The following is a 14,983-nucleotide window of genomic DNA, read 5'->3' as shown; positions in this document are numbered from 1 at the left end:
TCACCCGGACATCTCCCAGACCAGCAGTTCCGCCGCCGTCAGGGATCGTGCTTCCAGACCCTCCGCGTCGGTGATCCGGGCCGAGTCGCCGGCGCCCAGGGTCTCCCCCGCCAAGGTGACCTCACCGCGCACCAGGTGGACGAGGACGTACGGCGCGTCCGGGATCGCCGTCCGGTCCCCCGCCGTCAGCCGCCGTACGTGGAGCAGGGCACCGGCCTCGGGAACGGCGTACGGGGTGGAGTCGGCGATGCCGGGGACGATCTCGTACGACGGCTCGCCGCCCGGCTCCAGCGGGGCCAGCCACATCTGGACGAAGGTCAGGGGCGCCGTTCCGTCGTTGCGCTCGACGTGCCGGACACCCGCCGCCGAGCTGAGCCGCTGGACGTCACCGGGGCGGACCTTCGTCTCGTGACCGGTGGAGTCCCGGTGGGTCAGCTCGCCCTCGACGACCCACGTGACGATCTCGGTGTGGCTGTGCGGGTGCTCATCGAAACCGGCGCCGGGTGCGAGGCGCTCCTCGTTGCAGGCGATCAGCGCACCGAAGCGCAGGTTGTCGGGGTCGTAGTGCGGTCCGAAGGAGAAGGCGTGCCACGACTCGACGCCGGCCGCCGCCTCCCCACCGCGGTAGCGCTCACCGGCGCGCCGTACGTCCATCACGCGCACCACGGTAGACCCGCCCGGAACCGCGCACGTCTCTCACCCCTGACCCGGCGGAACACGTCCGCGTCCGGATAAGGCAGTCTTGTCCCGTGCCCGAACCCGAATCCCACCGCAGCGATCACCACGTACGCGACATCCACCCGCACGCCGCCACCCTCAAGCGGCTGGAGAAGTCCTCCGGGTCCCTCGCCGCGCAGGCCATCGCGCGGATGGACGAGACCCTGCCGTGGTACCGGGCCATGCCCCCGGAGAACCGTTCCTGGATCGGGCTGGTCGCCCAGGCGGGCATCGCGGCCTTCACCGAGTGGTTCCGGCACCCGGACGCCCCGCAGGCGATCTCCACCGATGTCTTCGGCACCGCCCCGCGCGAGCTGACCCGGGCCATCACACTGCGCCAGACCGTGGAGATGGTGCGGACCACCATCGAGGTCATGGAGAGCGCCATCGACGAGGTGGCGGCTCCGGGGGACGAGAGCGTGCTGCGCGAGGCCCTGCTCGTCTATGCGCGGGAGATCGCCTTCGCCACCGCGCAGGTCTACGCCCAGGCCGCCGAGGCACGCGGTGCCTGGGACGCGCGGCTGGAGTCGCTGGTCGTCAACGCGGTGCTGAGCGGGGAGGCGGACGAGGGCGCCGTCAGCCGGGCCGCCGCGCTCGGGTGGAACTCGCCGGAGCATGTGTGCGTCGTGCTCGGGACCGCGCCCGACGGGGACAGCGAGCTGACCGTCGAGGCCATCCGGCGGGCCGCCCGGCACGCCAAGCTCCAGGTGCTCACCGGGGTCCTCGGGGATCGCCTCGTCGTCATCGCCGGGGGGAGCAACAACCCGCTCGCCGTGGCCAAGTCACTGATCGGTCCGTTCGCCGCCGGACCGGTGGTCGCGGGGCCCGTCGTACCCGATCTGCTGGCCGGCACGCGGTCCGCGCAGGCCGCCGCCGCGGGCCTGAAGGCCTGTTCCGCCTGGCAGGACGCGCCGCGGCCGGTGCTGGCGGACGATCTGCTGCCGGAGCGCGCGATCGCGGGTGATCCGAGCGCCCGCGAGCAGCTGGTGGAGGAGATCTACAGACCACTGGAGGAAGCGGGCTCGGCACTGCTGGAAACACTGAGTGTCTATCTGGAGCAGGCGAGCAGCCTCGAAGGCGCGGCCCGGATGCTTTTCGTTCACCCGAACACCGTGCGCTACCGGCTCCGACGTGTGACAGACGTCACCGGTTGGTCGCCTTCGGATGTACGATCCGCCTTCACACTGCGGATCGCGCTGATCCTCGGGCGTCTGGCCGACGGCGAGACCCAGTCATAGGGTTTTGTCGGGGGCCCACAAAAGCCCTTCGTGTTCTTCGTCCCTGTCCCCACGGGCGGCCGTGGCCGTCCCCAAGAGAGAGTGTGAGAGTGCTCGTACTCGTCGCTCCCGGCCAGGGCGCCCAGACGCCCGGCTTCCTGACCCCCTGGCTCGACCTCCCCGGCGCCGCGGACCGTGTCGCCGCGTGGTCGGACGCCATCGGACTGGACCTGGTCCACTACGGCACCCAGGCCGACGCCGACGCCATCCGTGACACCGCGGTGGCCCAGCCGCTGCTGGTCGCCGCCGGGATCCTGTCCGCCGCGGCACTCGGTGCCTACTCACTTGCCGCTGACGCGGCGGGCACCGAGATCGCCCCGGACGCCGTCGCCGGTCACAGCGTCGGTGAGATCACCGCCGCCGCCTTCGCGGGCGTGCTGGACGACACCGCGGCACTCGGCCTGGTCCGCAAGCGGGGTCTGGCGATGGCCGACGCCGCCGCGATCACCGAGACCGGCATGTCGGCGCTGCTCGGCGGTGACCCCGAGACGTCCGTGGCCCACCTGGAGAAGCTGGGCCTGACCCCGGCGAACATCAACGGCGCCGGCCAGATCGTCGCCGCGGGCACCCTGGAGCAGCTGGCCGCACTGAACGAGGACAAGCCCGAGGGGGTCCGCAAGGTCGTCGCGCTGAAGGTCGCCGGCGCCTTCCACACCCGCCACATGGCCCCCGCCGTCGAGACGCTGGCCAAGGCCGCCGCGGAGCTGAAGCCCGCCGACCCCAAGGTGCCCTACGTCTCCAACAAGGACGGACGGACCGTCGCCACCGGCGCCGAGGTGCTGGACCGGCTGGTCGGCCAGGTCGCCAACCCCGTGCGCTGGGACCTGTGCATGGAGACCTTCAAGGAGCTGGGTGTCACCGCGCTCATCGAGGTGTGCCCGGGCGGCACCCTGACCGGCCTGGCCAAGCGGGCGCTGCCCGGCGTCACCACGCTGGCCCTGAAGACCCCCGACGATCTCGACGCCGCCCGCGCGCTCGTCTCCGAGCACGCCGGCGCCTAAGGAGCCCGTACATGGCGAAGATCAAGCCCAGCAAGGGCGCCCCGTATGCGCGCATCCTCGGTGTCGGCGGCTACCGGCCGACCCGGGTGGTGCCCAACGAGGTGATCCTCGAGAAGATCGACTCGTCCGACGAGTGGATCCGCTCGCGCTCCGGCATCGAGACCCGGCACTGGGCCGGTCCCGAGGAGACCGTGGCCGCGATGGCGATCGAGGCCTCCGGCAAGGCGATCGCGGACGCCGGCATCGACGCGGAGCAGATCGGTGCCGTGGTCGTCTCCACCGTCTCGCACTTCAGCCAGACGCCGGCCGTCGCCACCGAGATCGCCGACAAGCTGGGCACCGACAAGGCCGCCGCCTTCGACATCTCGGCCGGCTGCGCGGGCTTCGGCTACGGCCTGACCCTCGCCAAGGGCATGGTGGTGGAAGGTTCCGCCGACCACGTGCTCGTCATCGGCGTGGAGCGGCTCAGCGACCTGACCGACCTGGAGGACCGCGCGACGGCCTTCCTGTTCGGCGACGGTGCCGGCGCGGTCGTCGTCGGTCCCTCGCAGGAGCCGGCGATCGGCCCCACCGTGTGGGGCTCCGAGGGCGACAAGGCCGAGACCATCAAGCAGACCGTCCCCTGGGACCGGTTCGCCATCGGTGACGTCTCCGCGCTGCCCCTCGACACCAAGGGCAACATCAAGTTCCCCGCCATCACGCAGGAGGGCCAGGCGGTGTTCCGCTGGGCCGTGTACGAGATGGCGAAGGTCGCCCAGCAGGCGCTGGACGCGGCCGGGATCAGCCCGGAAGAGCTGGACGTCTTCATCCCGCACCAGGCCAACGTGCGGATCATCGACTCGATGGTGAAGACCCTCAAACTGCCGGAGCATGTCACGGTCGCCCGGGACATCCGCACCACCGGCAACACCTCGGCCGCCTCGATTCCGCTCGCGATGGAGCGGCTTCTGGCGACCGGGGAGGCGAAGAGCGGCGACACCGCGCTCGTCATCGGATTCGGGGCGGGTCTCGTCTACGCCGCCACGGTCGTTACCCTCCCCTAGGCACTCCGTGCCGGATCGTGCGTCCGGCAGGGGGACAACTGCCACAAACCGTCTGGAACATCGAAGAAGGAGCGCCTGACATGGCCGCCACTCAGGAAGAGATCGTCAAGGGTCTCGCCGACATCGTGAACGAGATCGCTGGCATCCCGGTTGAGGACGTCCAGTTGGACAAGTCCTTCACCGACGACCTGGACGTCGACTCGCTGTCCATGGTCGAGGTCGTCGTCGCCGCCGAGGAGCGCTTCGACGTGAAGATCCCGGACGAGGACGTCAAGAACCTCAAGACCGTCGGCGACGCGACCGACTACATCCTCAAGCACCAGGCCTGAGCCACCCCTCGGTCCTGAAGGCTGCAAGGCCCCGCCACCCGGCGGTGGCGCCGTAGAATCCCGCATCTGTTGGAGAAAGAATTCCCGTGAGCCCGACCAATCGCACCGTGGTCGTCACCGGTATCGGCGCAACCACACCGCTGGGTGGCGACGCAGCCTCGACCTGGGAGGGTCTGGTCGCCGGCAAGTCCGGCATCAAGCCCCTGGAGCAGGACTGGGCGGCCGAGCAGGCCGTCAAGATCGCGGCTCCGGTCGCCGTGGAGCCCACCGAGGTCATCCCGCGGCCGCAGGCCCGCAAGCTGGACCGCTCGGCGCAGTTCGCGCTGATCGCGGCTCAGGAGGCCTGGAAGGACGCCGGCTTCACCGGCAAGGCCGGCGAGGACGGCACCATCGACCCCGACCGGCTGGGCGCGGTCATCGCCTCCGGCATCGGCGGCGTGACCACGCTGCTCGACCAGTACGACGTGCTCAAGGAGAAGGGCGTCCGCCGCGTCTCCCCGCACACCGTCCCCATGCTGATGCCGAACAGCCCCTCGGCCAACGTGGGCCTGCTCGTGGGCGCCCGTGCGGGCGTGCACACGCCGGTCTCCGCGTGCGCCTCGGGCGCCGAGGCCATCGGCTACGCCATCGAGATGATCCGCACCGGCCGCGCCGACGTCGTCGTCGCCGGCGGTACGGAGGCGGCCATCCACCCGCTGCCGATCGCCGCGTTCGGCAACATGATGGCGATGTCCAAGAACAACGAGGACCCGCAGGGTGCCTCGCGTCCCTACGACGTCGACCGCGACGGCTTCGTCCTCGGCGAGGGCGCCGGCGTGATCGTCCTGGAGTCCGCCGAGCACGCCGCGAAGCGCGGGGCGCGTGTCTACGCGGAGGCCGTCGGGCAGGGCATCTCCGCCGACAGCCACGACATCGTGCAGCCGGAGCCCGAGGGCCGCGGCATCTCGCACGCACTGCAGAACCTGCTGGACAACACCGACCTGGACCCGGCCGAGATCGTGCACGTCAACGCGCACGCCACCTCGACGCCGGCCGGTGACATCGCCGAGCTGAAGGCGCTGCGGAAGGTGTTCGGTGACGACACCGACCACTTCGCGGTGTCCGCGACCAAGTCGATGACCGGTCATCTGCTCGGTGGCGCGGGAGGCGTGGAGTCGGTCGCGACCGTGCTCGCGCTGTACCACCGGGTGGCGCCGCCGACGATCAACGTCGAGAACATCGACCCCGAGGCGGAGGCCAACGCGGACGTCGTCCGCGGGGAGGCCCGCAAGCTTCCGGTCGAGGGCCGTATCGCCGCGCTGAACGACTCGTTCGGCTTCGGCGGCCACAACGTGGTCCTGGCGTTCAGGACCGTCTGAGAACGTGAGAAAGGGCCCCTGCCGCTCGGCAGGGGCCCTTTCTCATGCGCGGGTGAAGGACCTCACACCACCTGGTGCAGCCAGCGGACCGGGGCGCCTTCGCCGGCGTACCTGAAGGGCTCCAGTTCGTCGTCCCAGGGCTTTCCGAGGAGCTTGGCGATCTCCGCCTCCAGGTCCGTCTCTCCGCGCTGGGACCGCGTCAGCGCCGCGCGCAGGCGGTCCTCGGGGATGAGGATGTCACCGTGGATGCCGGTGACGGCGTGGAAGATGCCGAGGTCGGGAGTGCAGCTGTAGCGCTCGCCCTCGGCGGTCGGACAGGGCTCCGCGGTGACCTCGAAGCGGAGCAGGTGCCAGCCGCGCAGTGCCGAGGCCAGCTTGGAGGCCGTGCCCGCCTCGCCCTGCCAGGAGAACTCCGAGCGCCAGGTGCCGGGGGCCGCGGGCTGCCGGATCCAGTCGAGGTTGACGCGCGTGCCGAGCACCCCGGCGATGGCCCACTCGACGTGCGGGCACAGCGCGCGCGGCGCGGAGTGCACGTACAGAACTCCACGTGTCGTCACCGGAACCTCCGGGCAGAGCGGGACATCTTGCGGACTGGCTGGCGGCAGTGGCACGACGGCCGCGTTGATGGCGAGGCTACCCTGCGGCGGTGCAAGGAGTGTGACGTACCGTCGGTCCCGGTGCCAGGAAACCTCCGCCATTCACCCAGGGGGACGCTTGTACGGGGGTGGTCCGTTCCAAGGTGCCAGGTCGGGAACCCTCACACGTTGTTATGGAAAGAAGCACCGGAAGCACCGGATTCGACGACGAGGGGATCACCAGGGGATGCGGAAGCGAAGCAGCCGTGGGCGGGCCGCTGCCGCGGTCGTGGCGGCGGCCGTGCTGGGCGCCGCCGGATGCGACGCCGGGGGCGGCAGTTCGCCCGCGCCCGAGGGCACCAAGGCGCGCGCCGCCAGGCCCGCGCCGGTGTGGAACCGCAGCCCGGACTCGATCGCCGCGGTCGGCGACTCCATCACGCGCGGCTTCGACGCGTGCACGGTGCTGTCGGACTGCCCCGAGGTGTCGTGGGCGACCGGCAGCGACGCGAAGGTCGACAGCCTCGCGGTGCGCCTGCTCGGGGTCACGGGCGCGGCGGAGCGCAGCTGGAACTACGCCCAGACCGGCGCCCGTATGGCGGACCTGCCGGAACAGATGGCCCAGGCGGCGGCCCGCGGCCCGGAGCTGGTGACGGTGATGGTGGGCGCGAACGACGCGTGCCGGTCCTCGGCGCGGGCGATGACCTCGGTGGCCGACTTCCGCGCGGACTTCGAGGAGGCGCTGCACACCCTGCGGGCCGCCCGGCCGAAGACGCAGGTCTACGTGGCGAGCGTGCCGAACCTGAAGCGGCTGTGGTCCGAGGGCCGGGCCGATCCGCTGGGCAAGCAGGTGTGGAAGCTCGGTATCTGCCCGTCGATGCTGTCCGACGCGGACGACCTGACCAGCGCGGCCACACTGCGCCGGGACCAGGTGCAGCGGCGGGTGGTGGAGTACAACAAGGTGCTGAGGGAGGTCTGCGCCAAGGACCGCCGCTGCCGTTTCGACAACAACGCGGTCTACGACTACCGCTTCGGCACCGACCAGCTCAGTCACTGGGACTGGTTCCACCCCAGCAGGGCCGGCCAGGCCCGGCTCGCGGCGATCGCGTACCGGACGATCAAGTCGGTGCGTCCGGTCGACTAGGAACCCGATCACCTAGGGTTTCCACATGAGCGAACTTTTCGGCACACTTTCCGACGGCACGGAGGTCCACCGCTGGGCGCTGGAGCGCGCCGGGACACGGGTGGAGGTCCTGACGTACGGCGGGATCGTGCGGTCGGTGCGGGTGCCGGACCGGCAGGGCCGGACGGCGGACGTGGTGCTGGGGTTCGCCGGCCTGGACGGCTATCTCGCGCACCCGGAGCCGTACCTCGGCGCTCTGGTCGGCCGGTACGCCAACCGGATCGCGCACGCCCGCTTCACCCTGGACGGCGCCGTGCACACCCTGGAGCCGAACGACGGCCCGAACTCCCTGCACGGCGGCACGCGCGGCTTCGACAAGCGCGTGTGGGACGCCGAACCCGTCGGCGACCCGGCGCACGGGGTGCGGCTGCACCGGGTGAGCCCGCACGGGGAGGAGGGCTTCCCGGGCCGGGTCGAGGTGTCGGCGACGTACTCGCTGGACGCCTCCGGCGCGCTCCGGATCGCCTACGAGGCGGTCACCGACGCCCCGACCGTCCTCAACCTCACCAACCACAGCTACTTCAACCTGGCGGGCTCGGGCCACGCGGGCGGACACGAACTGCGGCTCGCCGCCTCCCGTTTCACCCCCGTCGACGCGGACCTGATCCCCACGGGCGCCCTGGCGGACGTGACGGGCTCCCGCTTCGACTTCCGCGGCGCCCGCGAGGTCGGCTCGGGCTACGACCACAACTTCGCCCTGGACAAGGGGGTGACCGGCACCCCGGAGGAGGTCGCCGAACTGTACGCCCCCGCCTCCGGCCGCACCCTGACCGTCGCCACGACCGAACCGGGCCTCCAGCTCTACACCGCCGACCACCTGGCCGAGCCCTTCGCACCGGGCGCGGGAATCGCTCTGGAGACCCAGCACTTCCCGGACTCCCCGAACCGGCCCGGATTTCCGAGCACGGTGCTGCGGCCGGGCGAGGTCTTCCGCTCCGAGACGGTGTACGGGTTCGGGGTCCGCTAGGGGGTCTCGCCCCGCATCCGCCTGGCCGCCTTGCCCAGCATGGACATCGCGCCGCCGCAGATCAGCAGCGCGGAGCCGCCGATGGCGATCCCGCGGACGTCCAGGCCCTTGATCCCCTCCCCCGTCACCGTCGTGGCCAGCACGAAGAGGATCGAGTACAGGCTCCGCCCCACCTTCGCCCCGGCCGGGATCACCTGGAGCAGCTGCGGGATGGTGGTCGCGGCGGACAGCGCCATGCCCAGCGGCAGGGCCGCGCCGAGCGACAGCGCGCCGAAGCCGAGGGAGTTGCCGTACGCGCCCCAGCTCATGCCCTTGTAGAGGAGCCAGCCGGTCGCGGCGAGGGACAGCAGGACCAGCAGGCCGTTGAGATAGGCGGCCTGTGTGGCGGCCTTGCGGGCACCGGGCAGATGCGCGGCCGGGGAGCGCCAGGCGTCCGCCGAGATGAGCCGCAGCTGCCGCTTGAGGGCCCGCATCCGCAGCAGCGAGAAGACACCGAAGGCCAGCAGGCCCAGTCCGGCGAGCGCCGCGACGAAGCCGAGGGGCTGCTGCGTGATGCCGTAGTGGACCCCGCCGAAGGTGAGCGGGATGCCGAGGACCATGCCGTACGCCATCGGCTTGGACGTGTCCTGGATCTTCAGTGCCAGATCACGCTGGGCGGGCGTGAGGTTCGGGTCCAGCCGCATCCGGCCCTCGCCGACGTGCTGGGCGGGCGGTTGGGGGGACTGCTGCGGCGGGTACGGCTGTTGAGGCGGGTACGGCTGCTGTGGGTACCCCTGGGGCGGATACGGCTGCTGCTGCGGGTACCCCTGGGGCGGATACGGCTGCTGGGGTGCGTAGGGCTGCTGCGGATACGGCTGTTGGTACTGCGGCTGCTGCCCGTACGGGCCCGTCGGCTGCTGCTGGCCGTACGGCCCCGGCTGCTGGCCTGGATACACGATGTCTCTCCCCCGTGCCCGGTGTCTTCCGGTGTTCGCGGGCCGGGAGTCTATCCGTACCCGGAGGCGACGAGCCCCGGTCCAGGGGTCAGGTCCCGGACCGGGGCTGTTCGTGGGGGACTTGTCCCGGATCAGACGTTAATCGGTGCGGCGAGCCTGCGGTCCGCGATCGAGCGTCCGACGGCGATCTCGTACAACCCCTTCACAACCGCCCACGCCTTCGCCTCCTCGTCCCAGACCTCGAAGGCGCGGCGCGGCACGGTGACGGTCACCTCGACGCTCTCGCCGGGACCTGCCTCGGCACAGGCGAAGCCGGCCAGTCGCCGGGCCGGGCGCTCGGGGCCGGGCCCGGCCGGGGAGACGTAGAGCTGGACGACCTCCCGGCCGGGGCGCTCCCCCGTGTTGCGCAGCACGATGCGCGCGGTGGTGCCGTCGACGTGCAGGGACTCGTAGGTCCAGTCGGTGTAGCCGAGGCCGTGGCCGAACGGGTAGGCCGGGGTGCGGCCGGACTTCTCCCAGGCGCGGTAGCCGATGAAGACCCCCTCGGCGTAGGGGAGTTCGCCGTCCGTGGGGACGACCCGGGTGACCGGGGCGTCGGCGAGGGAGCCCCAGGTGGTGGGGAGCCGGCCGCCGGGCTCGTGGGTGCCGGTGAGGACGTCGGCGAGGGCGGCGCCGCCCTCCTGGCCGGGGAACCAGCTGAGCAGGACGGCGGCGGCCTCGTCGCGCCAGGGCAGTTCGACCGGGGAGCCGGAGTTGACGACGACGACCGTGTTCGGGTTGGCGGCGGCGACCGCGCGGACCAGGTCGTCCTGGTGGCCGGGGAGCCTCAGGTCCGTGCGGTCGAAGCCCTCGGACTCGACCTGGTCGGTGGTGGCGACCATGACGACGGCCGTGTCGGCGTTCCGGGCCGCCTCGACGGCCTCGGTGATCAGTTCGCCGGGGTCGCGCCGGGGCTCGGAGTGGGCGAGCGCGAAGGCGACGCCCTTCACGGGGAGGTCCTCGGGGAACCGGACGACGTGGGTGAGGCAGACGTCGACCGGCTCTCCCGCGGTGAGTTCGACGCGGGCGCGGGGCACGGGGGCGCCGAAGAAGGCCTCGAAGGGGTCGTCCTTGTCGGGGCGTTGGACGTCGTCGTAGTACGTCGTCCCGTCGACGGTGAGCGTGAAGGGGCCCGTGCCCTTGATGCCGAAGGTGTGCGGGCCGGTCACGCGCGGGGTGAAGGTGCCGGTCAGCTCGACGGTGTGCAGGGTGCCGTGGGTGACGCCGTCGGGGAGGTCGGACCCCATCCACTGGATCTGGCCGTTCGGGGCGGAGCGGGTGCCGATGACCCGGCCGTCGAGGTCGCGGCAGCCGGCGCCGAGGCGGAACCCCTGGTCGGCGACGGCGAGTTCGGTGGCCGGGTCGGCGCCGACGGCGTAGGTGAGGGTGCCCTCGGGGAGTGCGGCGGTGAGGCCGTCGAGCGGGGAGACGATCCGGGCCGGGAAGACGGTGGCCGAACCGCCGCCGAGGACGCGGGCGTCGCGGGCGGCGGCACCGATCAGGGCCACCGTGCCGTTCGGTTTCAGGGGCAGGGCGGCGTTCTCGTTGCGGACGAGGACGAAGGAGCGGCGGGCGATCTCACGGGCGAGGGCCTCGCCGTCGACGGGCGCGGGCGGTTCGGTCACGACGGGTTCGGCACCGTCGAGGATCCCGACGCGGGCGGCGAGCCGCAGGACGCGGCGTACGGCCGCGTCGACGGTGGCCTCGGCGACCCTCCCGTCCCGGACGGCTCGGGCGAGGGCTTCGCCGTAGACGGTCCGCGGTCCGGGCATGGCCACGTCCAAGCCGCCCTCGATGGCGCCGACGGTGTCCCGTGCGGCCATCCAGTCGGACACGTTGAAGCCGTCGAAGCCCCATTCACCGCGCAGGACCTCGTCGACCAGGTGACGGTGCTCGGTCATCGTCGTGCCGTTGACCGAGTTGTAGGCGGTCATGACGCCCCACGGACGGGCGTTCTCGACGATGGCCTCGAACGGGGCGAGGTACAGCTCGCGCAGGGCGCGTTCGGGGACGACGTTGTTCACGGTGAAGCGGTCGGTCTCGGCGTCGTTGGCGACGAAGTGCTTGACGGTGGTGCCGACTCCGCCGGACTGGACGCCGGTGACATAGCCGCTGCCGATCACGCCGGTGAGATACGGGTCCTCGCTGTAGCACTCGAAGTGCCGGCCGCCGAGCGGGGAGCGGTGCAGGTTGACGGTGGGCGCGAGCAGGACGTGGACGCCCTTGCGGCGGGCCTCCTGGGCGAGCAGCACCCCTGCGCGGCGGGCGAGTTCGCGGTCCCAGGTGGCGGCGAGCGCGGTCGGGGAGGGCAGGGCGACGGAGGGGTCGTCGGCGGTCCAGCGCACGCCGCGCACACCGATCGGGCCGTCGGACATCACCAGGGACTCCAGTCCGATCTCCGGCAGCGCGGGCAGGGTCCACATGTCCTGGCCGGCCAGCAGCCGTGCCTTGGCGTCGAGTCCGAGCTTGCCGAGCGCGGCCTCGACGACCGCCTCGCGGGCCGTGTCGGCCGGGGTGGGCTGGGATCCCGCCATCGCGGTGCCTCCTCGTTGACGTCCGTGCAGGGCCTCCATCGTGCATCCGCCGCCTGTAGTGAGGTAGGTTTCGTTACCGTGCCGTCACATTGTGCGGAGGGGGATGCCGTACGGTGAGCGTCATGAAGGCGAGGGTCAGGGGCGAGGAGCGGCGCGCCGAGATCGTGGGGGCGGCGTTGGAGGTGATCGCCGAGCGCGGCTACCGGGGCGCGAGCCTGGCCGCGGTCGCCGAGCGCGTCGGTCTCACCCAGCAGGGGCTCCTGCACTACTTCCCGACCAAGGACGCCCTGCTGGTGGCCGTGCTGCAGGAGCGGGACCGGTGGGACGCGGTGCCGGACACCCAGTGGCGGGTGGATCTGCTGGCCTCGCTGGTGGAGTACAACGCGATGCGGCCGGCGATCATCCAGACCTTCTCGGCGCTGCTCGGCGAGAGCGTCACGGAGGACCATCCGGCGCGGGGGTATTTCACCGAGCGGTACGCGCGGGTGCGGGAGTCCATGGCGGCGGTGTTGCGGGCCGAGTACGGCGACAGCCTGCCGAACGGTCTCACGCCGGAACGGACAGCTCCGCTGCTGGTGGCCGTGATGGACGGGCTGCAGTACCAGTGGCTCCTGGACCCCGAGTCGGTGGACATGCCGGGCGCGTTCCGTGACTTCCTGCGACTGCTGGGCGAGCCGGTGGCCTGAGGGCGTCCGCGGCGCTCCCGAAGGGGTACGGGGAGCCGCGCGACCGGCCCACCACCGCACCCGCACCCGCACAACCGTCAGTTGCCGCCCCGGACCGCTGCCACCACCTCGATCTCCACCCGCGCCTCAGGGCGGAAAAGTCGCGGCACCTCGAAGGTCATGCTCGTCGGCGGGGGTCCCGTGAGGAACTCGCGTCGTACGGCGCCGTATGCGTCGAGCTCGGTGATGTCGGTCAGGTACGTGCGGATGTTGATGACGTCCGCGAGTGTCGCGCCGTGCGCCTTGAGCAGCGCGGCGATCGTCTCGAAGACACCGCGTGTCTGCTCCGCCAGCGTGGCGCCCTCGGCGATCTGGCCCGAGAGGAACAACAGGGCGCCTCCGTCGGTGTGTTCGACGCGGGCGACCTGGGAGTAGTAGGCGTTGGCGGGCCCGGGGGCGCCGGCAGGGCTGTCCAGGGTGACCTGCACGGGGGACTCCTTCAGACGGTGCGGGTGAGGTGGGTGGCGGTGCGGGAGAGGTCGGCGCGGGAGAGGGCCGGATCGTCCTCGGCGGCCCGGCTCAGGCGCTCCAGCACCGCTGCGGTGACCGGCAGTTCGGTGGCGCGGGTGGCGATCCGGAGGTCCTTGACGGCCAGGTCGGTGGTGAACAGCACCCCGTCGGCGAAGGCCCGCTCCACCGCACCGCCGAGGGGGCCCGCCCTCAGGGCGTCGCGGGCGGTGTCCCCGTCCAGGCCCAGCGCGGCGGCGAGCCGCAGCGCCTCGGCGACGAGGCCGACGCCGCCGATCACCGCCGTGTTGACGACGAGTTTGAGCGCCGCGCCCGAGCCGGGCGGGCCGGTGCGGGTGACCGTGCCGAGGTGTGCGAGGACGTGCTCGACGGCGGTGGTGTCGCCGCCCGCCAGGATGCCGAGGGTGCCCTCGGCGGCCCGGTCCGTGCTGCCCGCGACCGGTGCGTCGACCAGGTTCACGCCGTCCTTCAGGCGTGCGGCGAGCTCCCGTACGGCGTCCGGTCCGACCGTGGACATCTCGATCCAGGTCGTGCCCGGCCGCAGCTCCGGTGCGACGGCGTCCGCGACGGCGGTGAGCGCGTCCGGTCCGGCGAGCATGGTGATCACGACATCGGCGTCCCGCACGGCCTCGGCCGGCGACCCGGCGAGCGCGGCCCCGTCGGCGAGGAGCCGCGCCGCCCGCGCCGGGCTGCGGTTCCAGACAGTGAGCGGGTGACCGGCCGTGAGCAGCCGACGGGCCATCGGCGCACCCATGTGGCCGAGACCCAGAAAGGCGATCTTCTCCGGCCGCTCCGGCTTCTCCGGCTTCCTCGTCTGCTCTCTCTTCTCCATGCCGTTGACGCTAGGACCGGCCACACCATGCGACAAGCGAATGTCTAGCATCGCTGCCATGCCGACTTCGCATGCCGAGCCCGAGCCCCCCGAGCTGTCCACCGTCTGGCTGCGGGTGTTCCTGGAGGTCGCCCGGCACGGTTCGTTCACCGTGGCCGCGCGGACGCTGGGCTGGACCCAGTCCGCGGTGTCGCGGCAGATCTCCTCCCTGGAGTCCGCCCTCGGCGGCGGTCCGCTCTTCGACCGGCTGCCGCGGGGGGTGCGGCTCACCGAGGCCGGCCGGACCCTGGTCCCGTACGCCGAAGCCGTGTCCGAGTCGCTGCGGGGAGCGGCGCGCGAGCTGGCCGCGTTGCGTACGGCAGCGGGCGGGCGGCTGCGGTTCGGCGCGTTCGCCACCGCCGACGCGGCGCTCGTCCCGCACGCGCTGGCCGCCTTCCGGGCCCGGCACCCCCGGGTGCGCGTCACCCGCGAGGAGGGTCTCTCCCCCGCCCTGCTGGAGCGTCTGACGGCGGGCCGGCTCGACGTCGCGGTGGTCTCGACGACGGGCCGCACCCCGCTGGAGGCGTACGCGCTGCACCACCTCCTCGACGAGACCCTGTACGTCGCCGTCCCCGCCGGCCATCCCCTCGCCACGGCCGACGAGCCGGTGCGGCTGGCCCGGCTCGCCGACGCCGACTGGATCGCCGGCAGCGCCCGGCCCGAGGGCACCCTCCTCGACGCGGCCGTACGGCAGGGTTTCCGGCCGCGCGTCGCCCACGTCGTCGCCGAGTGGACCGCCAAACAGGGCTACGTCGCCGCGGGGCTGGGCGTGACGCTGGTCCCGGCGCTGGCCGCCGCGTCCGTGCGCCCGGACGTCGCCCTGCTGCCGGTGCACGCCGAGGACGCCCCGCCGCGGGCCGTGTACGCGGCGACGGTGCGGGGGCGGTCCCTGACGGCGGCGGCACGGGCGTTCGTGGCGGCGCTCCGGGAGGCGGCGCGGCGGATCCCGCGCTGAGCCCGGGGC

General features: G+C 72.3%; 14 protein-coding genes and 1 pseudogene. 9 read left to right on the top strand and 6 right to left on the bottom strand.

The window, feature by feature from the left end:
• On the bottom strand, positions 1 to 654 hold the full coding sequence (locus tag ACWC94_RS14170) for a pirin family protein (RefSeq protein ID WP_450796895.1): 654 nt from the start codon (positions 652 to 654) through the stop codon (positions 1 to 3).
• 95 nt (positions 655 to 749) lie between these two features.
• Between ACWC94_RS14170 and fasR the strand changes: the two genes are divergently transcribed.
• The 5 genes from fasR to fabF all read left to right on the top strand — a co-directional run bounded on the left by fasR (position 750) and on the right by fabF (position 5,725).
• Positions 750 to 1,955, top strand: a complete 1,206-nt coding sequence (gene fasR / locus ACWC94_RS14165) for a fatty acid biosynthesis transcriptional regulator FasR (protein WP_450796801.1) — start codon at positions 750 to 752, stop codon at positions 1,953 to 1,955.
• A gap of 89 nt (positions 1,956 to 2,044) precedes the next feature.
• A complete protein-coding gene (locus ACWC94_RS14160; protein ID WP_450796800.1) occupies positions 2,045 to 2,995 on the top strand; it encodes an ACP S-malonyltransferase in 951 nt (316 codons plus the stop codon).
• Between the two features lie 11 nt (positions 2,996 to 3,006).
• Positions 3,007 to 4,038: a beta-ketoacyl-ACP synthase 3 gene (locus ACWC94_RS14155; RefSeq protein ID WP_450796799.1), complete on the top strand. Its 1,032-nt coding sequence runs from the start codon at positions 3,007 to 3,009 to the stop codon at positions 4,036 to 4,038.
• An 80-nt stretch (positions 4,039 to 4,118) separates the two neighbouring features.
• Complete coding sequence (locus tag ACWC94_RS14150) at positions 4,119 to 4,367, top strand: acyl carrier protein (RefSeq protein WP_361244522.1); 249 nt, start codon at positions 4,119 to 4,121, stop codon at positions 4,365 to 4,367.
• Positions 4,368 to 4,453: 86 nt separating this feature from the next.
• On the top strand, positions 4,454 to 5,725 hold the full coding sequence (fabF, locus tag ACWC94_RS14145) for a beta-ketoacyl-ACP synthase II (protein ID WP_450796798.1): 1,272 nt from the start codon (positions 4,454 to 4,456) through the stop codon (positions 5,723 to 5,725).
• Positions 5,726 to 5,787: 62 nt separating this feature from the next.
• Here fabF and ACWC94_RS14140 read toward each other — a convergent pair whose 3' ends face one another.
• On the bottom strand, positions 5,788 to 6,282 hold the full coding sequence (locus ACWC94_RS14140; protein WP_450796797.1) for a DUF3145 domain-containing protein: 495 nt from the start codon (positions 6,280 to 6,282) through the stop codon (positions 5,788 to 5,790).
• 265 nt (positions 6,283 to 6,547) lie between these two features.
• Between ACWC94_RS14140 and ACWC94_RS14135 the strand changes: the two genes are divergently transcribed.
• Together ACWC94_RS14135 and ACWC94_RS14130 are read left to right on the top strand one after the other, a co-directional pair.
• Complete coding sequence (locus tag ACWC94_RS14135; RefSeq protein WP_450796796.1) at positions 6,548 to 7,441, top strand: SGNH/GDSL hydrolase family protein; 894 nt, start codon at positions 6,548 to 6,550, stop codon at positions 7,439 to 7,441.
• 25 nt (positions 7,442 to 7,466) lie between these two features.
• Entirely contained in the window at positions 7,467 to 8,447 is a 981-nt protein-coding gene (locus ACWC94_RS14130) for an aldose epimerase family protein (RefSeq protein WP_450796795.1), read from the top strand.
• Here the strand turns inward: ACWC94_RS14130 and ACWC94_RS14125 are convergent.
• Positions 8,444 to 9,382 carry a hypothetical protein gene (locus tag ACWC94_RS14125; protein WP_450796794.1) on the bottom strand — a complete coding sequence of 313 codons (939 nt, stop codon included), beginning with the start codon at positions 9,380 to 9,382 and terminating at the stop codon, positions 8,444 to 8,446. The two genes, ACWC94_RS14130 and ACWC94_RS14125, sit on opposite strands and share 4 nt — an antisense overlap.
• A gap of 131 nt (positions 9,383 to 9,513) precedes the next feature.
• Positions 9,514 to 11,955, bottom strand: a complete 2,442-nt coding sequence (locus tag ACWC94_RS14120) for a glycoside hydrolase family 3 protein (RefSeq protein WP_450796793.1) — start codon at positions 11,953 to 11,955, stop codon at positions 9,514 to 9,516.
• Positions 11,956 to 12,058: 103 nt separating this feature from the next.
• Between ACWC94_RS14120 and ACWC94_RS14115 the strand changes: the two are divergent.
• Positions 12,059 to 12,641: pseudogene (locus ACWC94_RS14115) on the top strand (TetR/AcrR family transcriptional regulator).
• A gap of 77 nt (positions 12,642 to 12,718) precedes the next feature.
• On the opposite strand, the gene ACWC94_RS14110 reads toward ACWC94_RS14115, so the two are convergent.
• Together ACWC94_RS14110 and ACWC94_RS14105 are read right to left on the bottom strand one after the other, a co-directional pair.
• Positions 12,719 to 13,108 (bottom strand): RidA family protein, encoded by a 390-nt coding sequence (locus ACWC94_RS14110; RefSeq protein WP_450796792.1) that lies wholly within the window; start codon positions 13,106 to 13,108, stop codon positions 12,719 to 12,721.
• A gap of 11 nt (positions 13,109 to 13,119) precedes the next feature.
• Positions 13,120 to 13,980, bottom strand: coding sequence for an NAD(P)-dependent oxidoreductase (locus ACWC94_RS14105; protein ID WP_450796791.1), 861 nt, complete (start codon positions 13,978 to 13,980; stop codon positions 13,120 to 13,122).
• Positions 13,981 to 14,038: 58 nt separating this feature from the next.
• Here ACWC94_RS14105 and ACWC94_RS14100 point away from each other — a divergent pair, with 58 nt between their 5' ends.
• Entirely contained in the window at positions 14,039 to 14,974 is a 936-nt protein-coding gene (locus tag ACWC94_RS14100; RefSeq protein WP_450796790.1) for a LysR family transcriptional regulator, read from the top strand.
• Positions 14,975 to 14,983 lie beyond the last annotated feature (9 nt).

It is taken from the genome of Streptomyces sp. NPDC001135, from assembly GCF_053598395.1.
The sequence above is the reverse complement of the archived record's forward strand: the minus strand, read 5'-3'. Positions and strand labels throughout refer to the sequence as shown.

Coding starts and splice junctions, on each gene's coding strand:
- ACWC94_RS14135 (WP_450796796.1), top strand. CDS start 6,548: ATGCGGAAGCGAAGCAGCCGTGGGCGGGCCGCTGCCGCGGTCGTGGCG.
- ACWC94_RS14105 (WP_450796791.1), bottom strand. CDS start 13,980: ATGGAGAAGAGAGAGCAGACGAGGAAGCCGGAGAAGCCGGAGCGGCCG.
- ACWC94_RS14120 (WP_450796793.1), bottom strand. CDS start 11,955: ATGGCGGGATCCCAGCCCACCCCGGCCGACACGGCCCGCGAGGCGGTC.
- ACWC94_RS14130 (WP_450796795.1), top strand. CDS start 7,467: ATGAGCGAACTTTTCGGCACACTTTCCGACGGCACGGAGGTCCACCGC.
- ACWC94_RS14150 (WP_361244522.1), top strand. CDS start 4,119: ATGGCCGCCACTCAGGAAGAGATCGTCAAGGGTCTCGCCGACATCGTG.
- ACWC94_RS14155 (WP_450796799.1), top strand. CDS start 3,007: ATGGCGAAGATCAAGCCCAGCAAGGGCGCCCCGTATGCGCGCATCCTC.
- ACWC94_RS14170 (WP_450796895.1), bottom strand. CDS start 654: ATGGACGTACGGCGCGCCGGTGAGCGCTACCGCGGTGGGGAGGCGGCG.
- ACWC94_RS14100 (WP_450796790.1), top strand. CDS start 14,039: ATGCCGACTTCGCATGCCGAGCCCGAGCCCCCCGAGCTGTCCACCGTC.